This window comes from Vibrio sp. 1078-1, assembly GCF_033340475.1.
Genome location: NZ_JAWOWM010000004.1, coordinates 213,818 through 240,568, shown reverse-complemented (window position 1 = coordinate 240,568; position 26,751 = coordinate 213,818). Strand labels below are relative to the sequence as shown.

Sequence of the window (26,751 nt, the reverse complement as noted above, 5' to 3'; positions counted from 1 at the left end):
TATATGCCAAAGTCACCTTTGAGGATAGTTTTTCCGAAGAAAAGATAGCTAATTGTATTAACCGCGAACATAAGCTGAGTATACATTACCTCACAAATCCTTAGATTTGCTCGCTCCTCACTGCTCATTGGTTCACAACTGGCTTAACCAGTGCGCTGCATTATACAGATCACACTTTAGGTTGCAAGCGCTGAGTGAAAAATAATCGGGAATATTCCAAACCCCATACATTCCTCTTCGCTTGGTAGCCATTAAAACAAAAAGGACGCCGAAGCGTCCTTTTCTAAACTGTAATCGTAATAGCGGCTGCTATTATTTCTTACCGCTTGATAGTGCACCGAAACGCTTGTTGAAGCGATCAACACGGCCGCCTGTATCAACGATACGTTGCTTACCAGTGTAGAATGGGTGACACTTGTCACATACGTCTAGGTGGATAGACTCTTTACCTAGAGTAGAGTTGAACTCAAAAGAGTTGCCGCAAGAACAAGTCGCTTTTACTGCTTTGTATTCTGGGTGGATACCAGCTTTCATGGGATAACCTCAATAGTAGGCCGTGTCGCTATACGAATCTAAGCCGCACACCACACGCAATTAATAATAAAATGGGATACCGCATCAACTAATTGCCGAAGCCATATCTCAAGGCGCGATATAGTAAAGAATCACATTGCTCGGATCAACACATTTGGCAACTTTTTCGCCACTTTTTTAGCCAGACTAATCATAGAGGCACGATTCACGCTGAATCGCATTGCTTTACTCGAATTTCCATACCGATTTTAATAGACTCTCATTTCCTTTCCCTCTTTTTTAATAGCTAAGAATTTATGCGTCCAACCATTGCTAGAGTGGCATTACCCGTTCCGCTCGACAAACAATTTGATTACGCCATTCCGGGGCACCTGTTTCCGATCATTGGTGGACGCGTTTCCGTACCTTTTGGACGCCAAACCTTAGTCGGCATCGTCACCGCAATGGTGAACCACTCCGACTTTCCTAAAGAGCAGCTTAAGCCAATCAAAGCGGTATTAGACTCCCAACCGATATGGCCAGAGACGCTTTATTCTCTGCTAAATTGGTGCAGCCAGTTCTATCAGTACCCTCTAGGTGACACTCTACACAATGCAATGCCTGCCGCGCTGAGGAAAGGCAAACCGGCCGACTTTGCAACGCTACAAGAATGGCAACTGACAGAAGCAGGAAGAAATAAGCTCATGCAAGGGCTTGGGCGTGCAGTAAAACAACAGCGTGCACTCCAAATGATGGTCAACGGCCCAATCTCGCATCAAGAACTCTTGGATCAAGAAGTAAACTCGACCATCTTAAAAAATCTCGAAGAAAAAGGTTGGGTCGAGCGTATCGAGAAAAAGCCGGTTATTACGAAATGGAGTCAAAATGTAGAGTGCACGGTAGAGAAACCAAAGCTTAACCATGAACAAGCACTCGCTATTGCAAGCGTAAATAGCCAAACAGGCTTTGCTTGCTATTTATTAGAGGGGGTAACTGGCTCTGGTAAAACAGAAGTTTACTTAAACCTTATCAAGCCCGTCCTAGAGCAAGGGAAACAGGCATTAGTTTTAGTACCTGAGATCGGTCTAACGCCCCAAACCATCAACCGCTTTAAACATCGATTTAATGTCCCGGTAGATGTGATTCATTCCGGTTTGAATGAAACAGAGCGTTTGAACGCCTGGTTATCGGCTCGCGATAAAGCCGCGGGGATCATCATTGGTACGCGCTCAGCCCTACTGACACCTTTTGCTGATTTGGGGATTATTATCGTTGATGAAGAGCATGACTCCTCTTATAAGCAACAAGACAGCTTGCGTTACCACGCTCGTGATGTTGCTGTCATGCGCGCCCATAAAGAGCAAGTGCCGATTGTCCTTGGCTCAGCGACGCCAGCGTTAGAAACCCTACATAATGCGCTGTCTGGTAAATATCACCATTTAACACTCACCCAACGAGCTGGCTCTGCCGTACCAACCACCAATAAAGTGTTAGATGTAAAGGGTCAGTATTTAGAAAGTGGCTTATCTGCCCAACTGATTGCCGAGATGCGCAAGCATTTAAAAGCTGGCAATCAAGTAATGTTGTTTCTTAACCGCCGAGGCTTTTCGCCCGCTTTGATGTGCCATGAATGCGGTTGGATTGCAGAATGTAAACGCTGTGATGCATACTATACGTTCCACCATTACAGCAACGAAATACGCTGCCATCACTGCGGCTCACAACAACCTGTCATTCATCAGTGTCAGGGATGTGGTTCAACTCAACTGGTTACCGTCGGCGTAGGAACGGAACAGCTCGAACAACAATTGGCTCAGTTGTTTCCAGAATACAAAGCCATTCGCATCGACAGAGATAGCACACGTCGCAAAGGTAGCTTGGAAGATGCCCTTGAGTCGATTCGTAAAGGTGAATACCAAATACTGATAGGCACTCAAATGCTGGCTAAGGGGCACCACTTTCCAAATGTAACGCTCGTAGCTCTTTTGGATGTTGATGGCTCTTTGTATAGTAGTGATTTTCGCGCTTCGGAGCGATTAGCTCAGCTGTTTATTCAGGTCGCAGGTCGTGCTGGCCGAGCAAGTAAACCTGGCGAAGTGATCCTGCAAACTCACCATCCTGAGCACAGCTTGCTGCAAGCCCTACTCCAAAAAGACTATCGTCACTTTGCCATGACAGCTCTGGAAGAGCGTAAGCTCGCCCAGCTTCCGCCTTATAGTTTCTTGACTCTGTTTAAAGCAGAAGCAAACCAAAGTGAAGTGGTTGAAGACTTCTTACGTCAGGTTCGCTTTACCTTAGAATCGCATCCTTTATTTGACGACACTTGCATGGTGCTGGGTCCAACACCATCACCTCTCGCCAAACGTGCAGGCAAATACCGCTGGCAGCTGTTACTTCAAACCCAGCATCGTTCATTGATGCAAAAGTTATTAACCAGTGCCAAACCTGCTATTGAGTTGTTGCCAAATGCTAAGAAAGTACGCTGGAATTTAGACATAGAACCACAAGATCTCAGCTAGCAAACGTTTAACTATGTAATGAATTACCATTTAATGTGACCAGAATCACACCAAGATTACAATTTTTGTTAAACAGACCGTAACTTTCACTTTAGAAATGAATAGACTATCCAAATTAGAAAAGTCTAAAGTGACTTGTTTGCACAGGCTTAGATTAAAACAATGACTATTCCCACAAATTGATATCGCGGTGAAGAATCCATTTTCCCACTCGTTAACACGAACTGAGCGAAGAGCAAATACAGCTCTCACTCGGTTTGATTACTCTGATTTCAAACCGGAATAACGTCATCTTGGCAAAAAATAAATGAGAGGTTAAAAACTATGGCGACAATGAAGGATGTTGCCCAGCTTGCGGGAGTGTCTACGGCTACGGTATCTCGAGCCTTAATGAATCCAGAGAAAGTCTCTTCTTCTACAAGAAAGAGAGTAGAAGATGCCGTACTTGAAGCGGGTTATTCTCCAAACTCATTAGCGCGTAACTTACGTAGAAACGAATCAAAAACCATTGTCACTATCGTTCCCGACATCTGTGATCCTTATTTTTCTGAAATTATTCGCGGTATTGAAGATGCTGCCATGGAACATGGCTATCTAGTCCTGCTGGGCGATAGCGGACAACAGAAGAAACGTGAAAGTTCTTTCGTTAACCTCGTATTTACTAAGCAGGCAGATGGAATGCTACTGCTTGGCACAGATCTACCGTTCGATGTCAGTAAGCCAGAGCAAAAGAACTTACCTCCGATGGTAATGGCGTGTGAATTTGCGCCTGAACTCGAGCTTCCGACAGTACATATTGATAACCTGACCTCAGCATTTGAAGCGGTGAATTACCTAACCCAATTAGGTCATAAACGCATTGCGCAAATCTCTGGACCAGATACAGCAATATTGTGTCAGTTCCGCCAGCAAGGCTACCAACAAGCCCTGCGCCGTGCCGGCATCAATAAAGATCCACAATATAGTGTCATTACTGAGTTCTCTTTTGATGGCGGAGCAAAAGCCGTTCATAAACTGCTCGAATTGCCAGAGCCACCAACGGCTATTTTCTGTCACTGTGACACAATGGCCATCGGCGCAATTCAAGAAGCGAAAAAGCTTGGCTTACGAGTACCGCAAGATCTCTCTGTTGTGGGCTTTGATGACATTAACTTCGCTCAGTACTGCGATCCACCGTTGACCACCATCTCTCAACCTCGCTATGAGATTGGTCGACAAGCGATGCTAATGATGCTCGAGATGTTAAAAGGCCACGACGTGCATTCAGGCTCGCGTCTGCTTGAAACTAATCTCGTCATTCGCGGAAGTGCAGCGCCACCACAGCGCCCTTAACCTAAAGATTAGGTATTCATACCCAAAGCGGTGCTAAGGCGCCGCTTTTTATTTACCCCTCCTGCTTTTTGTATATCCACGAATAAATATAAGCGAAAACGGAAACACACTCCTACACTCGGGCGTTGTCGCGCTTTAGCTATCAAGATTCTATCAATAGGGTGTTTTCTCAACTCGTTCTGGATTAACATATTTGCAAGAATCCTTGATGACCAGAAATAACCGTGGCAAATAGAGATTATGTAAGACGGGGGCGAGGCGCCCCAAAAAAGTCGACAAAAAAACAGCCGCCGAGAAGAAAAAAACCTTGGCGCAGTGGCCTGCTCGCTATCTTGCTCGTGGGCGGTTTTGGCTATGGTCTTTACCTTTTGAGTAGCGACCCAGAACCTAAACAACCAGTCGTGAAGCAGCCAACAACCACTGTAAGCAAACCAAAGCCGAAAAAAGACTTGCCGCCACCACCAGAAGAAAAATGGGAATATGTTGAGTCACTACCGAAACGTGAAATTGAAGTTGTGGCCAAAGAAATTGAAGTTTCTAAAATTCCTTACATCATGCAGTGTGGCGCGTACAAAACCCAGGCACAAGCGGAAGAGCGCAAGCTTGCAATCGCGTTCCAAGGGATGTCGAGCAAGATTCGTAAGAAAGAAGGCAGTTCATGGTATCGCGTGGTGCTAGGTCCGTATAAGTTCAAACGTGATGCAGAACGTGACCGTCATAAACTGCAACGCGCGAAAATCGAGCCGTGTGCGATTTGGAAAGAAAATCTTTAAACTCAGGCCCTAGGAGCTAAGATCCTAGGGCCTTTCTTTTTGCCCCCTTGAATCCCCATTTCTCCTCCCCCATATACTGAATTAAATCCAAAGAGAAATAATCAAGAGGTCGACTGTGACTACCATTGTATCTGTACGTCGAAATAATAAAGTCGTCATCGCGGGTGATGGCCAAGTATCTCTAGGCAATACCGTAATGAAAGGTAATGCGCGCAAAGTTCGCCGCCTATACAACAACCAAGTACTAGCGGGCTTTGCCGGCGGTACTGCGGATGCCTTCACCCTTTTTGAGCGCTTCGAAAGCAAACTGCAAATGCACCAAGGTCACCTAACCAAAGCGGCAGTTGAGCTAGCCAAAGACTGGCGTAGCGATCGTGCTTTGCGCAAGCTCGAAGCCTTACTTGCCGTTGCCGACGAAACCGCATCGTTAATCATTACCGGTAATGGTGATGTCGTACAGCCAGAACACGACCTGATTGCGATTGGCTCTGGTGGTGCTTACGCACAAGCTGCCGCAACAGCCCTACTAGAAAACACAGATCTAGATGCTCGTGAGATCGCGGAAAAAGCTCTCAATATCGCGGGTGATATTTGTGTCTTCACTAACCATCACCACACGGTAGAAGAGCTAGACTCAACAGTAGAGCCTGAAAAACCAACCGCGTAATCGTAACGAAGTAAGGAAAGAATATGTCTGAAATGACGCCTCGCGAAATCGTTCATGAATTGAACCGCCACATTATCGGTCAAGAAAAAGCCAAACGTTCGGTTGCGATTGCACTTCGTAACCGCTGGCGACGCATGCAGCTTGAAGAAAGCTTGCGTGCCGAAGTGACGCCAAAAAACATCTTGATGATTGGCCCTACTGGTGTTGGTAAGACTGAAATCGCACGACGCCTCGCAAAACTGGCAAATGCCCCTTTCATCAAAGTTGAAGCGACAAAATTCACCGAAGTGGGTTACGTTGGTAAAGAAGTTGAAACCATCATCCGTGACCTAACCGATGTCGCTGTGAAAATGACGCATCAACAAGCGATGGAGAAAGTTAAATTCCGCGCAGAAGAGCAAGCGGAAGAACGCATTATTGATGCGCTACTGCCACCAGCACGTGATAGCTGGGGTCAAGCAGAGCAAACGGAAGAGTCTTCTCACACTCGCCAGATCTTCCGTAAGAAACTGCGTGAAGGCCAACTAGACGATAAAGAAATTGAAATCGACGTAGCCGCACCACAAATGGGCGTAGAGATCATGGCGCCCCCAGGTATGGAAGAGATGACTAACCAGCTGCAAGGCATGTTCCAAAACCTGGCAGGCGACACTAAGAAAAAACGTAAGCTGAAAATCAAAGACGCAATGAAAGCGTTAGCGGAAGAAGAAGCGGCAAAACTGGTTAACCAAGAAGAGCTAAAAGAAGCGGCGATTTTCAACGTTGAAAACAACGGCATCGTATTTATCGATGAGATCGACAAGATCTGTAAACGCGGCGAGAGCTCAGGCCCAGACGTTTCACGCGAAGGTGTTCAGCGTGACCTACTTCCATTGATTGAAGGCAGCACGGTATCAACCAAGCACGGCATGGTAAAAACAGACCACATTCTGTTTGTTGCATCTGGTGCATTCCAAGTGGCAAAACCATCTGACTTGATCCCAGAATTGCAAGGTCGTCTACCAATTCGTGTTGAGCTAGAAGCACTAAGCAGCAACGACTTCAAACGCATTCTGACAGAACCAAAAGCCTCTCTAACAGAGCAGTACGTTGCGTTGATGAAAACGGAAGATGTGGACATCGAATTCACAGAAGACGGCATCACGCAAATCGCGGAAGCGGCATGGACGGTCAACGAAAGCACAGAAAACATCGGTGCTCGTCGCTTACACACCGTAATGGAACGCTTGATGGATGAAATCTCTTACGACGCAGCGGAGCAATCTGGCGCTAAATTCGTTATTGATTCCGCTTATGTGAAAGAGCGCCTAGGCGACACGATTGAAGATGAAGATCTAAGCCGCTTTATTCTGTAAGTAGTAAGAGTCAATTAGCCTAGAGAATTACCTAGTGTAAATGTACATATTTGGAAATTGTCATTTGGTGCATTTAAGCCATTACCATCACGCCACTTTTAATAAGAGCGACACTGGGTAATGGCTTTCTTGAGCTACGCGAAAATGATACTAAATTTCAAAAAAAAAATATCCATAGACGATGAGAGCGCAATGCCTATACCTCTATGGATAACGAATTAAATTTACTCTAATCTCGTAGCGCCATTTAACACGCGTTTTCACCTTATTGTAGGATGAGAGCTTTCAGGCAACTAATCGAAATCTATGTTTAATATTAATTAGATGATTCCTCTCCCTGAATAAAGAAAGCGGGCTCAGGCATGGACTCTCAAGTATAGAACCTGAAACGAATATAATTATAGGTTTTGTATCTTATAGTTCGTCACAATATTCGTTAGCTGTGACAGTAGGGCATTGCAAACGTGTGGATTGCATAGCTTGGTCAATCAATGCCGCTGACGTTCCAACCAACACGGACACGACAATGCCACTAGATGTAATTGTTCCTTTCGGGCCAAATACTGGCGCAGCAGTGATCACACCAGCAACACTCGCAGTTCCTGTAATTGCCTTACCAAGCGTTTGATACAAAGACATAAAAACTCCATTATTAACAAGTAAAAAAAAGGTTGCCGATGGCAACCCTTTCGATTGAATAACACACTTTGAAACTTCTCGTTTATCGTAATGATAAGGTCATTCACCTGAATGATATATATTCATAAATAGCTCAAATCAAAGTAGCTGACTTCCCTCACATCAACGTGTCAATAGAATGCTCTCAACCCAATCACCTACTTCACTTTCTACCCATGCTACCGCACGGTCACCAAAGTTGACCGACTTCGGGAAAGCATCCTCGTTCATTTTTCGGTAGATAGCCGAGCGGCTTAATTCAGTCTTTTCCATCACTTCTTTCATCTTTAAAAATCTCATGGGACCTACTCCTAATTCATTTACCCATGGGGTAACGCTGTGTTAGAAAAACGTTCAGGACTCTTCTTCACTCTTAATCTAATTACTTTCAGATATATGTCCTCTTAGTGAAGTACCTATCGTTTAACACTTGGAGGACCTATGTCGAGCAATCACCTTCACTACCAAAAACAAAAGAAACATCAAGAAAATGAAATCCTAGAGCATGCTGCTGAAATCCTCGCTAACCGCTACGTTCGAGGTAATGCCCTTTGTAACCCGGAAGCAACCAAAGAGTATGTTCGATTCAAACTAGCCAGTGCAGAGCACGAGGTTTTCGCTCTGCTACTACTTGATAACCAACACCGTGTCATCGAGTTTAAATCACTCTTCAAAGGCACCATTGACTCCGCCAGCGTTTATCCGCGCGAGGTCGTCAAAAGCGTCTTGGAAGTGAATGCGGCGGCGGTCATTCTTGCGCATAACCACCCTTCTGGTGACCCTTCCCCATCTCAAGCGGATAGGCGTATCACACGTAAGCTTATCGACGCTTTAGCGTTAGTAGATGTCAGGGTGCTTGACCATATCGTTGTCGGAGAAAGCAGTGTGTCGTTTGCAGAAAAGGGGTGGCTATGATCAACACGATTTATGGTGGCGTTTCTTTAGCGCCACAATTGCATCAACTATTGGAGAATCTATTTAAGGGGTACTCTTTACCTGACAATGCCAAACAGTTGCTCTTGACTTGCCGCCAATTAAGCTACTACCGCCATGGTCGAGGTATTCATCCTGTTGAAGTGCAGTTCAAACGCACTGCAAATTCAGAGCCCTGGCAGATTGTCTTCTTTGCCAGCTTTTCTTACCCATTTGAGAGCGCGCTCAACGTTCAGCCTGAACTGTACTTCCACCTTGCCAAGGGATGGTGTTATCAGCCCGATACAGGGGCGGTAAACCTTGAACACCCAGAAGTAATCGACCTTCTTCAGGTATGGATGAAAACGTTCGCTCGACATCTTTCAAGCATGGATTTTGACGAGATCGATTTATCCATCGTTGGAAAATAAGCCTCTGCCCCTTTAATCACGACACTTCATGACGTAGGTGTGACAAATTGCGTCGTATCATTTTTGCTTAAAGCATTGATACGACGAGCTTTGTCGCACCTTTTTGATATTGTCATGCCCAACAGAACGAACCTTGTTGAACTGACCATGACGCAACCTAACCAAACTCAGTATCACCTTGAGCTTATCTTGGCGATTTACAACCTTATTCCTTACAATAAGAAAGTCACCGCTAGGCAAATTCAAGCTCAATTGTCCCCGCTTGGTTTAGAGCGTTCCTTACGCACTATCCAACGTAATCTGTCCGCTATCTGTGCCATGTTTCCCAATGTCATGGTGGATGATAGAGACAAACCCTTTGGCTACCAAAAAACCGAAGCTCTGAAGATGAGCACAACGGCTCACGAAGCGGTATTGCTCTATTGGCTCATCGAGTCAACCAAGCATCACCTGCCTAACAGCCTAGCTCTACTCTTAGATGACTTTCTCTCGAACATAACCCCTGAAGACATCAATAACATTCAAAATCATTGGTCATCTAAAGTTCCTATCACCATCCAAAACCCATTAAGTAACCACATTCAAGTCGATATTCAGGTTTTCCAGATTGTATGCCTAGCGACACTTCAACAGCGTCTTATCTCATTACAGATAAACGAAGGCGATGACGCTCTGCGCCTAACTAACGTTCAACCAATAAGTCTCGTACTCCATCAAGGAAGTCCTTATCTCGTTTGGCGGACACACTCGCATACCAAGTTGAACACCTTACCTCTTAGCAACATCCAGGAGGCCACCATGTCGAGCTTTCGCTTTGAACTTCAAACGGATGCAACTCTGCTCGCCTCTGAAGTTCAAGAGCTGTTTGATATCGCTAGCTCTCATCTTGAATTAAACAAAATAGTACCCTCTAAAACTTATTATGGAGAAATAGAATGAACCTATCTAAACCCCTACTTACCATCGCTCTCTTTACGGTTCCTTTAGCCTTAATCGGATGTGGCGGCTCTTCTGGCGAGCGTGACAATAACGACTCAGGGCAATCATATCAATTTGGTGGTGCAGTACAGAAAGGTCCTCTACAACCTGGTTCAGTCGTCACCGCCTATGAACTTAACCAAGACTTAGAAAAAACCGACATCTCCTACACTACTCAAATAGAGGACTATGAAGGTAATTACAACATGAATGAGCGATTCAATACGCCTTATGTCGAGCTCGTTGCACAGGGGGATTACTTTAATGAGCTGACAGGAAAAAGTGATGAGCAGATGCGCATGAGCGCTTTTGTCGATATGAACGCGACGACACAAGTGAACTTCAATGTTGCTACAGCGGCCATGAAAGCCAGTATCATGGCAAAGGTACAAGCCGGGCAGTCCTTTGATGAGGCGGTACATGAAACCACCTCTGAGCTGCTAAGCCTTTACAGTTATGACCCTGCGCAATGGGCAGACGATATTAACTTCTATAACGTCAACCTTTCTAACGCTGGCGATACCAGCACTGTGCTGCTCGTTATCTCTGCAAGTACTTTAACCATGGCGACCGAAAACGGACTCACGTTAGAGCAACAAATCGAGAAAATTGGTCAGGTCTTGTTAGAGCCTAAGTCCGTTCAGTTTGAAGAGATGAAACAAGCATTAACCCAGTACAGCCTCGCACTATACAAAACTGCCGCTTATGAAAATACTCAGAAGTACTACGCAGACAACGGTCTAGACTTTGATATTCCACACGTGGATTACTTCATCGACATCGATGGTGACGGCGTGCTACCTAACAAAGACTTGCCTGTGTTCCGCTACACTTCAGGCGTTGGTATCGGTTCTGATGAAATCGGAGGACTACGTCCAGCTGGCGCTAGTGCTATCGACTACCAAGGTCGTCCTATGACGTTCGAAGTTATTGGTGAATTCAAACACGGTGAAATCGCATCGATTGAATACACTGATACTGGCGTTGGTATTTGGTATCGTCTAACGGATGTAGACTTTGAAGGTCAGTCATTCGAAGACTGCGTTACGGTTAATACAGTAAAACCTGCACCTGCTAACTTTCCATGGAAAGCATGTGTTACTCTAACCAAACCGTAATCTTCAGCAGTTCGTAAAAATAGGAAGCCTAGCTTCCTATTTTTTTGTCTGACTCCTAATGTCATTGTGGAGCGCAACGAAGCGTATTTAGAAAGAAGACGTGAATAACTAAGTACGTGAGACGGCATTTACACTGACACAGACGTAGGGTTCTGAGGACGGATATCATTAACACTACTGTTGTTATCGAGGCCAATATACCAGCGGCGCATGACCTTACTACCGAATGCTGTGTGCTTATCTAGTATACTCCGAATGGCAGATTAAAACTAAGAGGCCATATGCTATTCCAGTTATCTCTACACTTATAATCAATCTAAAGAGCAATCACGTTTCGAAATACTAAACAGGTGTGTATATTGGCTATCACCCTTGACTCGTTCCAAAGCAACGTTTTCCTTCACCATAATGCTTCGTTCTATTTTTGGCAAAGTAACTGAGTCTTGTAAAGAGGGCCTGGTATTTATTCTCGAAGTCATATTTATTTTGATCTAAGTAATGTGTACCTTTATAAACAAGTTGAACCAACCTATCTGCATTATCAACATACTCTCCTAGTGCACTACTCCATGCATCCATAATGAGTCTTACTAAACTCTCTTCATTATCTCTATAACCGCTACTAAAATATCTATCTTTATTAAAAAACAGGACAAGGTGATAGTGGTCATTGTCAGATTTATTTCTTTCTCTACACCAAACATATCGTAGGTGACATGGATATACCCTTTTCTCACTCGCTTTCATTCTTTTTTCTTGCGCTTTTATTTTTGCCTTCAATGATTCAAAGAATCGTTTAATTATGTTTTTTTGATTAAATGTATTGTTCAAAACCTCATCTCTGCGAAGTATATCTTTTTCACTATCAGAAACAGGAAGTCTCAAATCCAGCCTTAACGCATGAACTCTCTTATAGTCTTTTAATGCTTTAGACATGGTTAATATGATCCGATCTAAATAGTGTGTATTGAGTTCACTGACCGGATAAAGAACCTCTAAACCTTTGTAAGTATAAATCATCATTCATTCTCTTTGGTATTAATCCAAAGATATGAATTACTGTGTTATTTAATACATGGTATTTAAGGAGAGCATACTAATTCTACTAGGTAGTGGTATCTAGGATATGAGTACTTCGTTAAGTATGTATTAAGTATATTAACCATACCAACATATCGGGTAAGAGTTCAGTCTAAGCCTCCTGTATAACAGATGTAAAAGAGCGACTCTGAAGTTAGCGACAACCATGAGGAATTAGTTAATGTCAGCGTTTAACTTACATTCCTGGGTAAAACTACATTGTAGTTTTATAGGTACAGTTCCAAATAGATTGAAACTACATTGTAGTAAATATAAGATACTAGTTGCTATACATTAACATTTCAGAGGGTTTAATTATGGGAAATTACAATGTCAAAATTGAAGATGAAACTATGGGAAGATTCTATGCTAATCAGCTATCAAAACATGATATTAGTGCAGTATGGGAAGAATCATTAAGTATTAAAGAAAATGAAAGAATAATAAATTCTGCTCTTAAATCATATTCATTTGAAGATTGCAAAAGGATTGTCGGGAAAATAGAAGAAAAGTATAATTCAATTTTATACATAAATAATGAAATGCATAAAAATGAAAGATTTTGTAATTTTTCATGGTTTTACATTCAAAAAAAACCATTAGTAAAACTATCATTAAATCCAAATGAAAACAGTTTTAAAGAAAGAGCAAAACGGGTAATATTATATATAAAAGAGGTAAAAAAAAGCAAGTGCAATTATATTGAGCTAGAGATAAAGATTGTAAGAAAATGGAATTTATCACTTGATAAAACTGAGATCATTTCATGGTTAAAAGATGATGATGAAGAAAAAATAAAGTGGGCATGGAGCTACATACTTAAACATGAGCCTTTGGTTATTAAATACATTTGGAATAATAAAAATTCAACGAAAGACCTGAAAGATTTCATTATCGCTTTTTTTGATACAATTGAAGAGAACAAAAGAGACATTACAATTAAAAGGATAAAAAAGGCATGGGATCAAAAGAAGTTTAGAGATAAAGTTCAATCTAAAAAGCAATATTGTATAAACTTATCTGAAAGCAGCAATGAAAAACTTAAAGCTATATCAATTTCAAAAAACATGAAAAGAAATAAAGTTATAGAATCACTCATAAATAATGAATTCTTAAGGCTATAGGAACCTCGCTGTATTGCTTTTAATACTCATATTAGTTTACTTAATCGTCTTCTATTTGATTTAAGTTAATAGTGTACATAAAAATTTATGTCTATACTGGGCACATTGGTTACTAGCACGAAATTTCCATGAAACAATCTCTACAGATCTGGCTTGAAGCCGCTCGTCCAAAAACATTACCTCTGGCATTAGTCTCTATCTTAACGGGTAGCGTACTCGCCTACTCGGCAGGTCATTTCTCACTGACGATTGCCATCATGGCTTTCGTAACTGCGACATTGCTGCAAATTCTGTCCAACCTGGCAAACGACTATGGCGATGCCGTTCAAGGTACAGATAACGACAAACGCCTCGGCCCATTACGAGCGATGCAGTCAGGCGCGGTAAGTGCTAAACAAATGAAACAGGCGATTATCTTTAACATTGCTCTGACCGCCATTTCAGGCTTGGTGTTAGTTTTCTATGCACTCAGCTCACTGGAAAGCATTGTGACGTTTATCGGGCTGGGCATCTTGGCCATTCTCGCGGCCATTGCTTATACCATGGGTAACAAGCCATACGGTTACGTGGGGCTTGGCGATATATCAGTGTTCTTGTTTTTTGGTTTACTCGGCGTATCCGGTACCTACTTCTTGCATACCGGTCACGTAGACACCACGCTATTCTTACCTGCTTTAGGCTGCGGTTTACTCGCCGTTGCAGTACTCAATATCAACAATATGCGTGATATAGAGAACGACCGAGAGTGTGGTAAACGCACGGTGGCGGTACGCTTAGGTCAACGTAAAGCCAAACAGTACCACTTTATTTTACTTGGCGGAGCTATCCTTGCCTTTGCGGCTTACTTGTTAATTCAAGACAAACCCGTTTGGATTAGCTTGCCATTCTTACTTAGTATTTATTTCGTGGCCGATCATGGTAAAGCGGTTTGGCATACACAAAAGCCTGCTCAAATAGCACCAATGATGCCAGTCATCGTGAAATGCTCTCTAGTCACCAACGTTTTGTTTGCAACAATTGTGGTAGCTCAAACTCTAGTAAGTTAAAACAGGATTGTCATTGCATTGACTTAATGCCTAGATATACTCAAAGACAACCAATTTCTGTTTAGAAAGGTACGCTATGGAATACAATACCTCAGCACTCTGTGATATCTACCTCGACCAGGTAGATGTGGTTGAACCAATGTTCAGTAACTTTGGCGGTCGCGCTTCATTTGCCGGGCAAATCACCACCATCAAGTGTTTTGAAGATAATTCGTTGATCCGCGAGACATTAGAGCAAGATGGACTTGGTCGCGTTTTGTTAATTGACGGTGGCGGTTCCCTACGTAAAGCTCTTATCGATGCAGAAATCGCAACCATTGCGGAAGAAAACGAGTGGGAAGGCATTGTCGTTTACGGCTGTGTTCGTGAAGTCGATGAACTTGAAGATATGAACTTAGGCATTCAAGCCCTCGCTTCTATTCCTGTTGGAGCGACGAACCAAGGCATCGGTGAGCTAGATATACCCGTAAACTTCGGCGGCGTTAGCTTCCTTCCAGAAGATTACATTTATGCCGATAGCACTGGGATCATCCTATCGCCTGAGCCATTGAATATTGATTTAGAGTTGGATGAAGAAGAATAACGAATCTTAGGTGTCTAGATTATAGAGCCCTCTCTTGGCTATCAGTATCGAGCTTGTCCTAAAGATTTTCTACTTTCCCAAAACACAAACACCCGCTTAACGCGGGTGTTTGTGTTTAATTTGGAATGAAGAAGCCGGATTATTCCACTTCGTCCATTTTGCCAAGTAGTGCACGAATGCGCTCTTGCCATTGTGCGTGCTCTTGCTGTGCTTGTTGTGCTTTTTGCTCTAGCTCTTCACGTTGAGAGCGAAGCTCATTCGCTTCTTCCGCAAGTTTAGCTTTATCTTCTTTCAGCTCTTCGACTTCCATCTGAAGAAGAGTGATTGTGTCAACTGCAGTTTGAATTTTAGATTCTAGTTGTTCTAGTACTTCAAAAGACATCTTGGCCTACCTATGTTATTCCGTTGGGACGATGTGCGAGATTGATGCACACCTAACCTATATAAGGTTCATTCTACTCAGCGTCGCGATGAGAAACACTCACTATATTCGATATTTCGCATCATTCGGTCAAAAAATCGGCGCAATCTCACTAAACGCTGACTTTTCTTATCGCCGAAGCATTTTTGAGCAAGGATTTTGCCTCCCGCCACGCTGAAAATCGCCCTAAGTATTGATCAAATTCAAGTTAGATAAAGTAAAAGCGCCGCAAAAAGGCAAACGTTTACCCTACGTTGTGATAGAATCGCCGCGCAAATTCTTCTTCCCTCTTGCTTACTTGGAGACATCATGAAACGCGATTTAGCAATGGCATTTTCCCGTGTGACTGAAGGTGCAGCTTTGGCTGGTTACAAATGGCTTGGCCGTGGCGATAAAAATGCAGCCGATGGCGCAGCTGTTGAAGTTATGCGCACCCTACTGAACAAAACAGATATCAGTGGTGAAATTGTCATTGGTGAGGGTGAAATCGATGATGCGCCAATGCTATACATTGGTGAGCAAGTGGGTATTGGTGGTGATGAAGTAGATATTGCAGTCGACCCGATTGAAGGGACGCGTATGACGGCAATGGGGCAATCAAACGCACTAGCCGTACTTGCCGCAGGTGAGAAAGGCAGCTTTCTTAAAGCGCCAGATATGTACATGGAAAAACTGGTTGTTGGCCCTGGTGCAAAAGGCGTGATTGACTTAGAAAAGCCGTTAAAAGAGAACCTAGAGAACGTAGCAAAAGCCCTGAACAAGCCACTTGATACCCTAGTCGTTATTACCCTTGCGAAACCTCGCCACGATGACGTTATTGCAGAAATGCAAGCAATGGGCGTACGTGTTTTTGCGGTGCCTGATGGTGATGTGGCTGCTTCTATTCTGACTTGTATGCCAGACAGTGAAGTGGACATGATGTACTGTATTGGCGGTGCGCCAGAAGGGGTTGTATCAGCAGCAGTAATTCGAGCGCTAGATGGTGACATGCACGGTCGCCTGCTTCCTCGTCATGAGGTAAAAGGCGATACTGAAGAAAACCGCATTTACGGCGCAGATGAACTAAAACGCTGCGATGAAATGGGCGTAAAAGCGAATGTTGTCCTCAAAATGGAAGACATGGCTCGTAGCGACAATGTGGTATTTTCAGCAACAGGCATTACTAAAGGTGACTTGCTAGAAGGCATCTCTCGCCAAGGCAATATCGCAACCACAGAAACGCTGCTCGTGCGTGGTCGATGCCGTACTATTCGTCGTATTAAGTCGACTCACTACCTAGATCGTAAAGATCCAGAAGTGCGTGATATTATTCTTTAAGCATTTCTCGAGGCTCTAGCTCAATCTGAGTTTGAGCCTTTCTTTCCGCACAACGGGCAATAGATTCTGAATCACACTCGTTCCTCGTTGTTCAGAATGACGGTGACTTTAATAAGCTCTAAATCAAAAGATTTCGTCATTCTAGCGAGCTCCAGCGAGACTAAGAATCTAGTAGTAACAAACTCCTATTCTCTCCCTCTCACCATAACCATTGCACAACCGAACGATAGATTCTGAAGCACACTCGTTTCTCGCTGTTCAGAGTGGCGATATATATTGGTTCGCATGAACATAGACCCAACAGATCCCCACTCAAATTAAGTCAACACTTTTCTTTACTAACCCTATCGCGCATAATATGTACTGACGTATAAATGGTGGGTATATGAAGACCGTAGATAGGATATTGCAAATCGTTAAGCGTGATGGTTCCGTCACTGCAAAACAACTCTCCTCTGAGCTAGGTATGACAACCATGGGGGCTCGTCAGCACCTGCAAAGTTTAGAAGATGATGGCATTCTTTCTATCCATGACGTAAAAGTAAAAGTTGGTCGCCCTGCTCGTCATTGGTCTCTTACTCAAAAAGGTCATGAGCAATTTGCTGACCGTCACGGTGAGTTGACCATTCAGTTTATAGAAGCTGTCGAACATATCTTTGGCAAAGATGGACTGGAAAAAGTCACATCGGAAAGAGAAAAACTCACGTTACAAAGTTATCGTCAGCACCTTGAGCAATGCAACTCTCTGCAAAGCAAACTAGAAACTCTTGTGACACTAAGAGAGCAAGAAGGCTATATGGCCGAGCTTGAGCAAGATGAGAACGGATTTATCTTGATCGAAAATCACTGTCCGATTTGTAAAGCCGCAACTCGCTGCCCAAGCTTGTGCCAATCGGAATTGAGCGTTTTTCAGTCTTTGCTTGGACGTGACACCAAAATAGAGCGCACCGAGCATATCATCAGCGGTCAAAGACGCTGCGTGTACCGCATCCAACAACTGCAGTAACTACCACAACCAAACATCGACATGCCGCACTTATTTAATCGCAAGCTTAAAAGCTTCTCTTATAAGTGAGACGGCTGAAGAATTCATCCTCTCTCCTCTTTCTAGTGGTATAGGCTTTTAGTAACTAAAGGCAATTTCCATAAGGATTTGGAGAACATTGATGTCTACTCTACGTCACTACTCTTCTCAAACACTTCCGCCATTCGATGAAATGGTTCGAATGGCAGAGCGAGATCCAGAAGCTTTTGAGCAATTTCGTCATGAAATGGCGAAAGAGATGATCGAAAGCGCATCAAAAAACATGCAAGAAAGACTGTGGGCTCAGCAAAGCCACATCGATAGGGTCATCAGCACGTGTAAAAACCCTCACCACACCAATGTGGTATTGATGAACGAATTACAAAAACAGGTCGTGAAGTTCAGAGCGGCGCTACAAGGGGAAACGGCACCGACTCAAAAAGCGGATGTGGTTAGTTTAGAGGCATTTAAAGGTAGGGATGATTTTTACTGATACTCAGTAGATAGATCGAGAAAGTTAGGGTTCGTTTCTCTTACCAAGGCTAACTTCCACTCACGCTTCCACTGCTTGAGCTGCTTTTCTCGGTTTATGGCAGTTGCCATATCTTCGAATAACTCAAAGTAAACGAGCTTATGAACGTTGTATTTCTTAGTAAATCCTTCCACTACTCCGTTTTTATGTTGCCATATTCTTTGGGGCAGCTGACTGGTAACACCTATGTAGAGAACGGCGTTGTTATTTGACGTTAGGATATAAACGCAAGGTGTCCTATCGATGATTCATTCTCCTTCATGATTCGCTGTTACTTTTCCATTGTAATTCACTCGCTCAGTTCAAACTCGGAGCGCTCTGTGCGTAGATTCTGAATCACCTCGTTCCTCGCTGTTCAGAATGACGGTGAGTTTAACAGCCTCTAAATCAAAAGAGCTCGTCACTCTATCGAGCCTTAGCGAGACTAAGAATCTGGTAACAGCAAGCTCCTATTCTCTCCCGCTCACCTTAGCCACTGCTCAAGCAGACGATAGATTCTGGATCACGCTCGTACCTCGTTGTTCAGAATGACAGTGGCTTTAACAGTCTCTAAATCAAAAGAGTTCGTCATTCTAGCGAGCCTTAGCGAGACTAAGAATCTGGTAACAGCAAGCTCCTATTCTCTCCCGCCCACCTTAGCCACAGCTCAAGCGGACGATAGATTCTGAATCATGCTCGTCCCTCACTGTTCAGAATGACGGTTAAAATAGCAAGCTCTAGATCAAAAGAGCTTGTCATTCTAGCGAGACTCAGAATCTACTTACAGCAAGCGTGATACTTGAAGCGATTACTCCGGCTCAGGGCCATATTGGTTTGGTCCTGATGTCCCCTTTAATAAGCCACATTCAATTAGAATCCATAAACCACAAATCAGAGAAATGGAAGCAACGAACATTTGCGGTGTCGACGGCTCTTGTGCAACAGGGCTAGTCATTGGCGTAGCGATTCGTCCGATAATCAGCGGAATATTCAGTGCTAGCCAATAGATTGATTTGTTGCGGTCATGCCAACGCTTGGTGGTGATCGCCAAATCAGGGATTAACAAAATCACCAAGAAAATAGGGAGAAGTAAATAGGAGAAAGTAGGAAATAGCTTACTGATTCCAGCACCAAAACCTAGAATAGAGACATAGTAAATGACGTTCCAAATCCAGTAGGTTTTACGGTTTATACGTCCTTGAAAAGAAAACAGTAACTCTTTAGTCGACATCAAATTTCACCCCAAAATAGAAAGGTTATAGATTAGCCGAGTCGATATGGTTTGGAAAGTACACCTGCAGTGTAATCGCCAACAACGCCGTTATAACAAGCAGAGAGACTAAGCTCAAGCAACGACTCGATAAGGCCTATTAGCTTTCAGTTCCCTTGCATCTCGCGATGCTTAACCCTACTCGTTATTCTCAAGAAACTCGGTTCAACCTAATTCACTACCTTCTGGAAGCTGTCTACGTCCATGTCTCGGATATTGACCGTTAAGCTGTGCACGTGACTGGCTTGCTCTTGAAGTGTCGCCATCAAGGCTCGTGACAGTTCTCGCTTCTGCTCTTGGGAGCGACCAGATAACAAATCAAAGTTGATATGGATAAAGTCGAGGCTATCGCCCTCTTCCCCAATTAACCAATTGTGGCACCGGAGCGTTCTAGATTTCACTGACGCGAGCTCAAAAAGGCCACTCTCTAACGCCATTTTATGTAAGTCCTCCAGCAACCCCTGAACATTGACACGTTCTTCAACCGAGTTTGAATACTCTAAAACGAGATTTGGCATTTTGATTCCTTTCTACAACAATTAATTCCAGCGCGTAGTAATACCAATCTCAGCAGCAATTTCCGAGGAATGAACTATCATTCTGTCTACGTGATCACCAATCGATTGCTTTTGACAAAAATAACAGGATCGATGCTTGGTCAAATCAGTAAAGAAAGCCGGACAAGACATGACGCCAATCATGATCTGTTCACATTATTCTGTTATATTCCTACGTAGATTTTTTACATTAATTGACTATTTACATTAAAGATAAGGGAGATATTCCTATGCGTCGTCCTGTAGTGATGGGTAACTGGAAACTAAACGGCAGCAAAGCAATGGTAACTGAGCTGCTAACTGGTCTTAACGCTGAGCTTGAAGGCGTTGAAGGTGTTGACGTAGCAGTCGCTCCACCAGCACTTTACATCGACCTAGCAGAGCGCGTAATCGCTGAAGGCGGTAACAAGATCATCCTAGGTGCTCAAAACACTGACCTAAACAACAGCGGTGCGTTCACTGGCGATATGTCTCCAGAAATGCTGAAAGATTTCGGTGCTACTCACATCATCATCGGTCACTCAGAGCGTCGTGAATACCACAACGAATCTGACGAGTTTATCGCTAAGAAATTCAACTTCCTAAAAGAAAACGGCCTAACACCTGTTTTCTGTATCGGTGAATCTGAAGCGCAAAACGAAGCTGGCGAAACTGAAGCTGTATGTGCACGTCAAATCAACGCAGTTATCGACACTTACGGTGTTGAAGCTCTAAACGGCGCAATCATCGCTTACGAACCAATCTGGGCTATCGGTACTGGTAAAGCAGCAACAGCTGAAGATGCACAACGCATCCACGCTTCTATCCGCGCACTAATCGCGGCGAAAGACGAAGCAGTTGCAGCACAAGTAATCATCCAATACGGCGGCTCTGTTAAGCCAGAAAACGCTGAAGCTTACTTCTCACAACCAGACATCGACGGTGCTCTAGTTGGCGGTGCTTCTCTAGACGCGAAAAGCTTCGCAGCAATCGCTAAAGCAGCGGCTAAAGCAAAAGCGTAATCTCGTTTTTACTGAGAGTAGAAATAACAAAGGGATGCATCATGCATCCCTTTTTGTTTGTGTTGTACCGTCGGAGTACCTAATAGAAAGTTCCGACCTACGCTGGCTCAGCAATTTTCACGGTTGGTTTTTTCGCGAGCTCCGCACTGGAATCCTTCTTATAAAGGTTCTCGTAGCAGTAATTTGTTGCTTCAATATAGCCTTCTACACTACCGCAATCAAAGCGCTGACCTTTAAATTTGTATGCCAAAACACAACCAGATTGAGCTTGTTGCATCAGCGCATCGGTGATTTGAATCTCGCCACCTTTACCCGGCTCTGTATTTTCAATCAGCTCAAAGATATCGGGGGTCAGAATGTAGCGACCAATAATCGCTAGATTGCTAGGTGCAGTGCCTGGTTCTGGCTTTTCCACCATGTTATCAATGCGGAAGATGTCATCTTTGATCATCTCGCCAGCAATCACACCGTATTTATGCGTTTCTGATTCCGGCACTTCTTGTACCGCAACGATTGAACAGCGGAACTGTTTGTACAGCTCAACCATTTGCGCTAGAACGCCTTTGTCCTCATTCACACAAAGGTCATCCGCAAGCACTACAGCAAACGGTTCATCACCGACCAATTCACGTCCCGTAAGAATAGCGTGACCTAAGCCTTTCATTTCACGCTGACGGATGTAAGTGTAACTCGCAGAATCAATCAAAGAACGAATATCATCAAGCAGCGCTTCTTTACTTGTACCGCTAATTTGATGCTCTAGCTCGTAGTTTTTATCAAAGTGATCCATTAACGAGTGCTTACCACGACCAGTGACGATGCACATACCATCCATACCGGCTTCAATCGCCTCTTCAACACCGTATTCAATCAATGGCTTGTTTACCACTGGCATCATTTCTTTCGGCATCGACTTAGTCGCAGGAAGGAAACGTGTACCGTAACCCGCCGCAGGGAATAAACACTTTTTAATCATTTTATTAAACCTAACTCAACCAATAGCGAGCACTCAGCTCGCTATTTATTATTTGTTGTAAAACTCTTTATACCAAGAGACAAACTCAGCAACTCCTTCTTTTACAGTTACTTTTGGTTTGTAGCCAGTCGCAGAAAATAAGTCTTCTGTATCCGCATAGGTTTGATAGACATCACCGGGTTGCATTTCTCGGAAGTTTTTCTTAGCTTCAATACCCAGTTCATCTTCAATCGCTTTAACAAAATCCATTAGGTTAATCGGTGAACCATGGCCTATGTTATAAACGGCGTAAGGCGCAGAGCTACTTGCTGGAGTACCAGCTTCAACGGTCCAGCTATCATTACGTGCAGGCAACACATCCGAAATACGAACCACACCTTCAACAATATCATCCACATGAGTAAAGTCGCGCCACATATCACCATTGTTATTAATATCAATGGTTTCACCGTCAAGAATCTTTTTAGTGAAAATAAAAGGAGCCATATCAGGGCGTCCCCATGAACCGTAAACGGTAAAGAAACGCAGGCCGGTGGTCGGAATATCGTATAGATGCGAATAACTATGAGCCATTAGCTCATTAGACTTTTTGGTTGCCGCATACAGTGACACCGGGTGATCAACACTATCAGATGTAGCAAATGGCACTTTGGCATTTAAGCCATATACAGAACTAGATGATGCATACACTAAGTGCTTAACATCATTTTGACGACAACCTTCAAGGATATTCAAATGTCCTACTAGGTTAGAGTCTGCGTAAGCATGAGGGTTTTCCAAAGAGTAACGTACGCCAGCTTGTGCGGCCAAATGAATCACACGATCAAATTTCTCTGTCGAGAAGAGTGTTTCCATCGCAGAGCGATCAGCAATATCAACGTTCAAAAACTTGAACATAGGATGCTCAATACGAGCCAGTCGAGCAAGTTTCAGGTTTACGTCGTAATAATCATTTAGATTGTCGATACCAACAACTTCATTCCCTGCCGCGTTTAGCTTCTCTACTGTTGCACTACCAATAAAACCGGCCGCACCTGTTACTAAGTATTTCATCAGATTAATTACCTTAATAAACCGAAAAGCCAGTCACTACGACTGGCTTGTTATAATGTCATTTTGATTAGTCGCTACCAAACAGGTCTCGTGTGTAGACTTTATCAGCTACATCAGCAAGCTCTTCAACCATGCGGTTAGAGACAATCACATCTGCACTTTGTTTAAACTCATTCATATCTTTGATTACACGTGAGTTAAAAAACTCACCTTCCTTAAGTACTGGCTCATATACCACTACTTCAATACCTTTCGCTTTAATGCGCTTCATAATGCCTTGAATAGACGAAGCGCGGAAGTTATCTGAACCAGCTTTCATAATTAAGCGGTAAATGCCCACTACTTTTGGCTGACGTTTGATAATGGAGTCTGCAATAAAATCTTTACGAGTGCGGTTTGCATCAACAATTGCACCAATGATGTTATTAGGAACTTCTTGGTAGTTTGCTAACAATTGCTTTGTATCTTTAGGTAAGCAGTAACCACCATAACCGAATGACGGGTTGTTATAGTGGTTGCCAATACGAGGATCTAAGCCTACACCTTCAATAATTTGGCGCGCATCAAGGTTATGTGCTTCAGCATAAGAATCTAATTCATTGAAGTAAGCCACGCGCATCGCTAGGTATGTGTTTGAGAACAACTTAACCGCTTCGGCTTCTGTAGAGTCAGTAAACAAAACCGAGATGTCTTCTTTTACCGCACCTTCAACTAAAAGGTTAGCAAACTTCTCTGCACGTTCGCTACGCTCACCAACGATAATGCGAGACGGATGTAGGTTATCGTAAAGAGCTTTGCCTTCGCGAAGAAACTCTGGAGAGAACATGACATTCTGACAACCGAGTTCTTCTTTAATACGCGCAGTGTAACCTACTGGCACTGTAGACTTAATGACCATAACTGCATCTGGATTAATTGCCATCACATCTTTAATCACTGCTTCAACTGAAGAAGTATTAAAGTAGTTCGTTTGAGGGTCATAATCCGTTGGTGTGGCAATAACAACAAACTCTGCGTCTTTGTAAGCCAGCTCTTTATCTAGCGTCGCGACAAAGTTGAGCTCTTTGTTTGCAAGAAAATGTTCGATTTCCGCATCAACAATTGGAGACTTCTTGTCGTTCAACAAGTCCACTTTTTCTTGGATAATATCAACCGCCACAACCTCATGGTTTTGTGACAATAACATGGCATTGGACAAACCGACGTAGCCCGTGCCTGCTACAGCAATTTTCATTTTTATTTCCTATTATTTAACTGACGCTAGCATATCAAAACACCGACACTCTCGGTAGAGTGCGGCGATTAACTAAAAGCCTAACTAGCAACACAACTTAATTCAATTGAGTACCCAAGTAACGCAAATAAGCGTTGCGGATGCGCAGCTTGTTCTGCTCAAAGTACTCTTGACCATAACGGCCTCGGTTAAAGTAACGGCGAAGCATACTATTATCCATTGTAAGTTCATCACCCTGGCCAGCTGCTAAGTAATTTTTATCGTTTCCAACTCGTGTCATAACGTTGAAATCATAAGCCTCGTTGCCACTAACTTGTACAACACCAGGCGACATATCACGCCACGGCGTTAATGGTAGTTTTACTGACACTGTGACAAACTGCTCTTCGTCTGTATCGTTAAACTTTGTCACCTGATAACTTGCCGATACTTCTATGTCTTCAAACCAATGTGAGGTCGTGAATTTTGCGCCGACATCCCCCTTCCAAAACTCTCCAGCAGTCGCATTAAACTGCCAATCCCACTCCGGCATAGAGAATGTATAACGAGTTAAAAAGGTTTGGCGGTCTGGGTTCGCATAACCATTTTTGTCTTTTTCGTCTTGATGTTGAAAGTAGCTCATCTCTAGCCCCAACTCATGGTTGCCTGACTGAGAGAACCAAGCTGATTCGCTGCGCGCACCGATATAATCCGACTTAACCAAGCCTAAAGAGATCTGGTTAGCTATATCGACATATGGCAAACGGAAGAACTGATGCACCATTGCACGATCAATCTCGTTCTCGTACGCGCTATCTTCGAAATACCCGCCCTCTTCAAAATCGTCACTTTCTGCTAAAGGTAAAATATGACGAACATCAATTGCCGCGCCAGACCATAGGTAGGTGTATAAGTTGCTAGACATAGCAAAAGAGTAATCATACACACCGTACTCGGTTGCAAAACCATGCCTTACCATAGGAGAAAGCACGATCTGCGAATCTAAAGTGCCTGAATTAACTCGCTCCGTTTTCCAATCAACCATGTCTAGTCTTTCCGGCAAATCGCGCGTGATAAACTGAATGTCATCACAAACTGCGCTGCCATTGACAAAACTTTGGTAACAGTTAGCGTCAGACAAAACACTGACCACTGGTTTTTGGTTGGCAAGCATCACAAGTTCAAATTGATCCGATGCAGCGCCTATATCTTGCGCCGCATTTTGACCTAAATGACTAGACACAATACCCAGAGCGACACCTAGTCCGTCAACTTGGTTATGGTTGTAGCGGCGGTTTTCTACAGCCACCACAACTTTGTCATTTGATACGCCCACTTGAACATTAACGAAGCCTTCCTTTTTTAACGCACTAACCAAAGTGGAGATCGAAGCATCTTGAGCATTTTTCTGTTCTACAAAAAGCCTATCTCTCAACGACAGATCATTTTGAGAAAAGTTTACTGAACGCGTATAGGCAGATATCAAAGGTATTGAAAAAGCGGCATTCCACACCGTTACTTCGTCAGCATCATGTCCAGAATAAAGCTGATAGCTGAGTGAAGCGGATATGTCATGTGGCAACACTCCTTTTGGCGTAAACACTTTCACTGATGAGTTAAAGTCTACAGCATCGTATTCTGCTGTAAGTTGCATAAAACGAAATGGCTGATATTCCACACCGCCAAATACACCATCCATGGCCCCTAACTTGATATCTGAAATGCCATAACCAGCAGAGAAACGTAATGGGGCAAAATCGGTTGTGTAATCACCAACCAAATAACTCGTCTGGAAATGATTGGCCGCCCCACCTAAATCTTGAACACCAACTGCAAGATCTAAGCTATCGATATTCCACCAATTGGGTAACTGATATTTAAATGACATTGATAGATCGCGGATCCCGCAACCCTCTTCCAAAAAAATTCTGCAGTGATAAGTTTCAGTCACTACACGCGCATGTGCCTCTAAGCCCTCCAGCACCCCAAACGAGAACTTAAGAGAATCTAGATTGTGGATCTGCTCTCGCCAAGGTAATCCTTGCGAAAAAGTGAATGAAAAGTCACTATACTCTAACGACTGAGCATTTGGGGTAAACATTAAGCCAGTAAAACTCTGGTTAGAAGGTAAAGGCTCTAAAGGAACAGTTATGTTGGTTGCATTCACATAAAAGGGGAATGAAGACACACACACCATAGTTATCATTTTTTTTATCATTAGCCATTGCCACTAGTGAAGTTTGATACATATAAAAAGGAACCGAAGCACCGCTATCAATTTTGTATTTTTCTTCAACTT

At 43.4% G+C, this 26,751-nt stretch carries 28 protein-coding genes; 16 read left to right on the top strand and 12 right to left on the bottom strand.

Going from position 1 to position 26,751, the window contains the following annotated elements:
* Nucleotides 1–312: 312 nt before the first annotated feature.
* The gene (gene rpmE / locus R7190_RS10975; RefSeq protein ID WP_005379546.1) at nt 313–534 is read right to left on the bottom strand and encodes a 50S ribosomal protein L31; all 222 of its coding nucleotides are present in this window, start codon (nt 532–534) and stop codon (nt 313–315) included.
* Nucleotides 535–830: 296 nt separating this feature from the next.
* Here rpmE and priA point away from each other — a divergent pair, with 296 nt between their 5' ends.
* The 5 genes from priA to hslU all read left to right on the top strand — a co-directional run bounded on the left by priA (nt 831) and on the right by hslU (nt 7,159).
* Nucleotides 831–3,032 (top strand): primosomal protein N', encoded by a 2,202-nt coding sequence (gene priA / locus R7190_RS10970; RefSeq protein ID WP_206946801.1) that lies wholly within the window; start codon nt 831–833, stop codon nt 3,030–3,032.
* A 303-nt stretch (nt 3,033–3,335) separates the two neighbouring features.
* Nucleotides 3,336–4,364, top strand: coding sequence for a DNA-binding transcriptional regulator CytR (gene cytR / locus R7190_RS10965; RefSeq protein ID WP_258487282.1), 1,029 nt, complete (start codon nt 3,336–3,338; stop codon nt 4,362–4,364).
* A 224-nt stretch (nt 4,365–4,588) separates the two neighbouring features.
* The gene (ftsN, locus tag R7190_RS10960; protein ID WP_206946804.1) at nt 4,589–5,137 is read left to right on the top strand and encodes a cell division protein FtsN; all 549 of its coding nucleotides are present in this window, start codon (nt 4,589–4,591) and stop codon (nt 5,135–5,137) included.
* A 115-nt stretch (nt 5,138–5,252) separates the two neighbouring features.
* The gene (hslV, locus tag R7190_RS10955) at nt 5,253–5,804 is read left to right on the top strand and encodes an ATP-dependent protease subunit HslV (protein ID WP_005383176.1); all 552 of its coding nucleotides are present in this window, start codon (nt 5,253–5,255) and stop codon (nt 5,802–5,804) included.
* Nucleotides 5,805–5,827: 23 nt separating this feature from the next.
* Nucleotides 5,828–7,159 (top strand): HslU--HslV peptidase ATPase subunit, encoded by a 1,332-nt coding sequence (gene hslU, locus R7190_RS10950; protein WP_206946807.1) that lies wholly within the window; start codon nt 5,828–5,830, stop codon nt 7,157–7,159.
* Nucleotides 7,160–7,573: 414 nt separating this feature from the next.
* Here the strand turns inward: hslU and R7190_RS10945 are convergent, their stop codons facing one another.
* Together R7190_RS10945 and R7190_RS10940 are read right to left on the bottom strand one after the other, a co-directional pair.
* Nucleotides 7,574–7,798 (bottom strand): hypothetical protein, encoded by a 225-nt coding sequence (locus R7190_RS10945; RefSeq protein ID WP_029857381.1) that lies wholly within the window; start codon nt 7,796–7,798, stop codon nt 7,574–7,576.
* 162 nt (nt 7,799–7,960) lie between these two features.
* Complete coding sequence (locus R7190_RS10940; RefSeq protein ID WP_161444157.1) at nt 7,961–8,137, bottom strand: AlpA family transcriptional regulator; 177 nt, start codon at nt 8,135–8,137, stop codon at nt 7,961–7,963.
* Between the two features lie 141 nt (nt 8,138–8,278).
* On the opposite strand from R7190_RS10940, the gene radC reads away from it, so the two are divergent.
* The 4 genes from radC to R7190_RS10920 all read left to right on the top strand — a co-directional run bounded on the left by radC (nt 8,279) and on the right by R7190_RS10920 (nt 11,276).
* A complete protein-coding gene (gene radC, locus R7190_RS10935; RefSeq protein WP_025631524.1) occupies nt 8,279–8,752 on the top strand; it encodes a RadC family protein in 474 nt (157 codons plus the stop codon).
* Entirely contained in the window at nt 8,749–9,180 is a 432-nt protein-coding gene (locus R7190_RS10930; RefSeq protein WP_025631523.1) for a DUF2787 family protein, read from the top strand. The genes radC and R7190_RS10930 overlap by 4 nt, the downstream gene beginning before the upstream one ends.
* A gap of 114 nt (nt 9,181–9,294) precedes the next feature.
* On the top strand, nt 9,295–10,119 hold the full coding sequence (locus tag R7190_RS10925) for a helix-turn-helix transcriptional regulator (RefSeq protein ID WP_206946809.1): 825 nt from the start codon (nt 9,295–9,297) through the stop codon (nt 10,117–10,119).
* The gene (locus tag R7190_RS10920) at nt 10,116–11,276 is read left to right on the top strand and encodes a hypothetical protein (protein ID WP_206946811.1); all 1,161 of its coding nucleotides are present in this window, start codon (nt 10,116–10,118) and stop codon (nt 11,274–11,276) included. Before R7190_RS10925 ends, R7190_RS10920 begins: the two co-directional genes overlap by 4 nt.
* Before the next feature lie 366 nt (nt 11,277–11,642).
* Here R7190_RS10920 and R7190_RS10915 read toward each other — a convergent pair whose 3' ends face one another.
* The gene (locus R7190_RS10915) at nt 11,643–12,299 is read right to left on the bottom strand and encodes an inovirus Gp2 family protein (RefSeq protein ID WP_170927755.1); all 657 of its coding nucleotides are present in this window, start codon (nt 12,297–12,299) and stop codon (nt 11,643–11,645) included.
* Between the two features lie 374 nt (nt 12,300–12,673).
* Here R7190_RS10915 and R7190_RS10910 point away from each other — a divergent pair, with 374 nt between their 5' ends.
* From R7190_RS10910 to rraA, 3 genes are all read left to right on the top strand, one after another.
* The gene (locus tag R7190_RS10910; RefSeq protein WP_206946813.1) at nt 12,674–13,480 is read left to right on the top strand and encodes a hypothetical protein; all 807 of its coding nucleotides are present in this window, start codon (nt 12,674–12,676) and stop codon (nt 13,478–13,480) included.
* A gap of 128 nt (nt 13,481–13,608) precedes the next feature.
* The gene (locus R7190_RS10905; RefSeq protein WP_206946815.1) at nt 13,609–14,526 is read left to right on the top strand and encodes a 1,4-dihydroxy-2-naphthoate polyprenyltransferase; all 918 of its coding nucleotides are present in this window, start codon (nt 13,609–13,611) and stop codon (nt 14,524–14,526) included.
* Nucleotides 14,527–14,602: 76 nt separating this feature from the next.
* Nucleotides 14,603–15,109 carry a ribonuclease E activity regulator RraA gene (gene rraA / locus R7190_RS10900; RefSeq protein WP_206946817.1) on the top strand — a complete coding sequence of 169 codons (507 nt, stop codon included), beginning with the start codon at nt 14,603–14,605 and terminating at the stop codon, nt 15,107–15,109.
* 139 nt (nt 15,110–15,248) lie between these two features.
* On the opposite strand, the gene zapB is transcribed toward rraA, so the two are convergent.
* A complete protein-coding gene (zapB, locus tag R7190_RS10895) occupies nt 15,249–15,491 on the bottom strand; it encodes a cell division protein ZapB (protein ID WP_005379536.1) in 243 nt (80 codons plus the stop codon).
* A gap of 348 nt (nt 15,492–15,839) precedes the next feature.
* Between zapB and glpX the strand changes: the two genes are divergently transcribed.
* From glpX to R7190_RS10880, 3 genes are all read left to right on the top strand, one after another.
* Nucleotides 15,840–16,847: a class II fructose-bisphosphatase gene (gene glpX, locus R7190_RS10890; RefSeq protein ID WP_005383180.1), complete on the top strand. Its 1,008-nt coding sequence runs from the start codon at nt 15,840–15,842 to the stop codon at nt 16,845–16,847.
* Nucleotides 16,848–17,232: 385 nt separating this feature from the next.
* A complete protein-coding gene (locus tag R7190_RS10885; RefSeq protein ID WP_109168731.1) occupies nt 17,233–17,853 on the top strand; it encodes a helix-turn-helix transcriptional regulator in 621 nt (206 codons plus the stop codon).
* Between the two features lie 160 nt (nt 17,854–18,013).
* Nucleotides 18,014–18,364: a DUF3135 domain-containing protein gene (locus tag R7190_RS10880; protein WP_086046482.1), complete on the top strand. Its 351-nt coding sequence runs from the start codon at nt 18,014–18,016 to the stop codon at nt 18,362–18,364.
* Here R7190_RS10880 and R7190_RS10875 read toward each other — a convergent pair.
* The 3 genes from R7190_RS10875 to R7190_RS10865 all read right to left on the bottom strand — a co-directional run bounded on the left by R7190_RS10875 (nt 18,358) and on the right by R7190_RS10865 (nt 20,170).
* Nucleotides 18,358–18,624, bottom strand: a complete 267-nt coding sequence (locus R7190_RS10875) for a GIY-YIG nuclease family protein (protein WP_371131107.1) — start codon at nt 18,622–18,624, stop codon at nt 18,358–18,360. The two genes, R7190_RS10880 and R7190_RS10875, sit on opposite strands and share 7 nt — an antisense overlap.
* A 566-nt stretch (nt 18,625–19,190) precedes the next feature.
* Nucleotides 19,191–19,613 (bottom strand): DUF805 domain-containing protein, encoded by a 423-nt coding sequence (locus tag R7190_RS10870; protein WP_047009013.1) that lies wholly within the window; start codon nt 19,611–19,613, stop codon nt 19,191–19,193.
* A 209-nt stretch (nt 19,614–19,822) separates the two neighbouring features.
* Nucleotides 19,823–20,170, bottom strand: coding sequence for a 5-carboxymethyl-2-hydroxymuconate Delta-isomerase (locus R7190_RS10865; RefSeq protein WP_086046480.1), 348 nt, complete (start codon nt 20,168–20,170; stop codon nt 19,823–19,825).
* A 269-nt stretch (nt 20,171–20,439) separates the two neighbouring features.
* On the opposite strand from R7190_RS10865, the gene tpiA reads away from it, so the two are divergent.
* Nucleotides 20,440–21,210: a triose-phosphate isomerase gene (tpiA, locus tag R7190_RS10860; RefSeq protein WP_005384863.1), complete on the top strand. Its 771-nt coding sequence runs from the start codon at nt 20,440–20,442 to the stop codon at nt 21,208–21,210.
* Nucleotides 21,211–21,307: 97 nt separating this feature from the next.
* On the opposite strand, the gene galU is transcribed toward tpiA, so the two are convergent.
* The 4 genes from galU to R7190_RS10840 all read right to left on the bottom strand — a co-directional run bounded on the left by galU (nt 21,308) and on the right by R7190_RS10840 (nt 26,670).
* On the bottom strand, nt 21,308–22,186 hold the full coding sequence (gene galU, locus R7190_RS10855; RefSeq protein WP_005397961.1) for a UTP--glucose-1-phosphate uridylyltransferase GalU: 879 nt from the start codon (nt 22,184–22,186) through the stop codon (nt 21,308–21,310).
* Nucleotides 22,187–22,234: 48 nt separating this feature from the next.
* Nucleotides 22,235–23,239 carry an NAD-dependent epimerase gene (locus tag R7190_RS10850; RefSeq protein ID WP_206946819.1) on the bottom strand — a complete coding sequence of 335 codons (1,005 nt, stop codon included), beginning with the start codon at nt 23,237–23,239 and terminating at the stop codon, nt 22,235–22,237.
* A 67-nt stretch (nt 23,240–23,306) separates the two neighbouring features.
* Entirely contained in the window at nt 23,307–24,473 is a 1,167-nt protein-coding gene (locus R7190_RS10845) for a nucleotide sugar dehydrogenase (RefSeq protein WP_206946821.1), read from the bottom strand.
* Between the two features lie 97 nt (nt 24,474–24,570).
* Nucleotides 24,571–26,670 carry a YjbH domain-containing protein gene (locus tag R7190_RS10840; protein ID WP_206946823.1) on the bottom strand — a complete coding sequence of 700 codons (2,100 nt, stop codon included), beginning with the start codon at nt 26,668–26,670 and terminating at the stop codon, nt 24,571–24,573.
* Nucleotides 26,671–26,751: the final 81 nt, after the last annotated feature.

Coding starts and splice junctions, on each gene's coding strand:
- R7190_RS10885 (WP_109168731.1), top strand. CDS start 17,233: ATGAAGACCGTAGATAGGATATTGCAAATCGTTAAGCGTGATGGTTCC.
- R7190_RS10870 (WP_047009013.1), bottom strand. CDS start 19,613: ATGTCGACTAAAGAGTTACTGTTTTCTTTTCAAGGACGTATAAACCGT.
- R7190_RS10940 (WP_161444157.1), bottom strand. CDS start 8,137: ATGAGATTTTTAAAGATGAAAGAAGTGATGGAAAAGACTGAATTAAGC.
- tpiA (WP_005384863.1), top strand. CDS start 20,440: ATGCGTCGTCCTGTAGTGATGGGTAACTGGAAACTAAACGGCAGCAAA.
- zapB (WP_005379536.1), bottom strand. CDS start 15,491: ATGTCTTTTGAAGTACTAGAACAACTAGAATCTAAAATTCAAACTGCA.
- galU (WP_005397961.1), bottom strand. CDS start 22,186: ATGATTAAAAAGTGTTTATTCCCTGCGGCGGGTTACGGTACACGTTTC.
- R7190_RS10850 (WP_206946819.1), bottom strand. CDS start 23,239: ATGAAATACTTAGTAACAGGTGCGGCCGGTTTTATTGGTAGTGCAACA.
- radC (WP_025631524.1), top strand. CDS start 8,279: ATGTCGAGCAATCACCTTCACTACCAAAAACAAAAGAAACATCAAGAA.
- R7190_RS10840 (WP_206946823.1), bottom strand. CDS start 26,670: ATGATAAAAAAAATGATAACTATGGTGTGTGTGTCTTCATTCCCCTTT.
- R7190_RS10930 (WP_025631523.1), top strand. CDS start 8,749: ATGATCAACACGATTTATGGTGGCGTTTCTTTAGCGCCACAATTGCAT.
- R7190_RS10845 (WP_206946821.1), bottom strand. CDS start 24,473: ATGAAAATTGCTGTAGCAGGCACGGGCTACGTCGGTTTGTCCAATGCC.
- rraA (WP_206946817.1), top strand. CDS start 14,603: ATGGAATACAATACCTCAGCACTCTGTGATATCTACCTCGACCAGGTA.
- priA (WP_206946801.1), top strand. CDS start 831: ATGCGTCCAACCATTGCTAGAGTGGCATTACCCGTTCCGCTCGACAAA.
- R7190_RS10910 (WP_206946813.1), top strand. CDS start 12,674: ATGGGAAATTACAATGTCAAAATTGAAGATGAAACTATGGGAAGATTC.
- hslU (WP_206946807.1), top strand. CDS start 5,828: ATGTCTGAAATGACGCCTCGCGAAATCGTTCATGAATTGAACCGCCAC.
- R7190_RS10880 (WP_086046482.1), top strand. CDS start 18,014: ATGTCTACTCTACGTCACTACTCTTCTCAAACACTTCCGCCATTCGAT.
- R7190_RS10915 (WP_170927755.1), bottom strand. CDS start 12,299: ATGATGATTTATACTTACAAAGGTTTAGAGGTTCTTTATCCGGTCAGT.
- R7190_RS10905 (WP_206946815.1), top strand. CDS start 13,609: ATGAAACAATCTCTACAGATCTGGCTTGAAGCCGCTCGTCCAAAAACA.
- R7190_RS10920 (WP_206946811.1), top strand. CDS start 10,116: ATGAACCTATCTAAACCCCTACTTACCATCGCTCTCTTTACGGTTCCT.
- glpX (WP_005383180.1), top strand. CDS start 15,840: ATGAAACGCGATTTAGCAATGGCATTTTCCCGTGTGACTGAAGGTGCA.
- R7190_RS10925 (WP_206946809.1), top strand. CDS start 9,295: ATGCCCAACAGAACGAACCTTGTTGAACTGACCATGACGCAACCTAAC.
- R7190_RS10945 (WP_029857381.1), bottom strand. CDS start 7,798: ATGTCTTTGTATCAAACGCTTGGTAAGGCAATTACAGGAACTGCGAGT.
- R7190_RS10865 (WP_086046480.1), bottom strand. CDS start 20,170: ATGCCAAATCTCGTTTTAGAGTATTCAAACTCGGTTGAAGAACGTGTC.
- rpmE (WP_005379546.1), bottom strand. CDS start 534: ATGAAAGCTGGTATCCACCCAGAATACAAAGCAGTAAAAGCGACTTGT.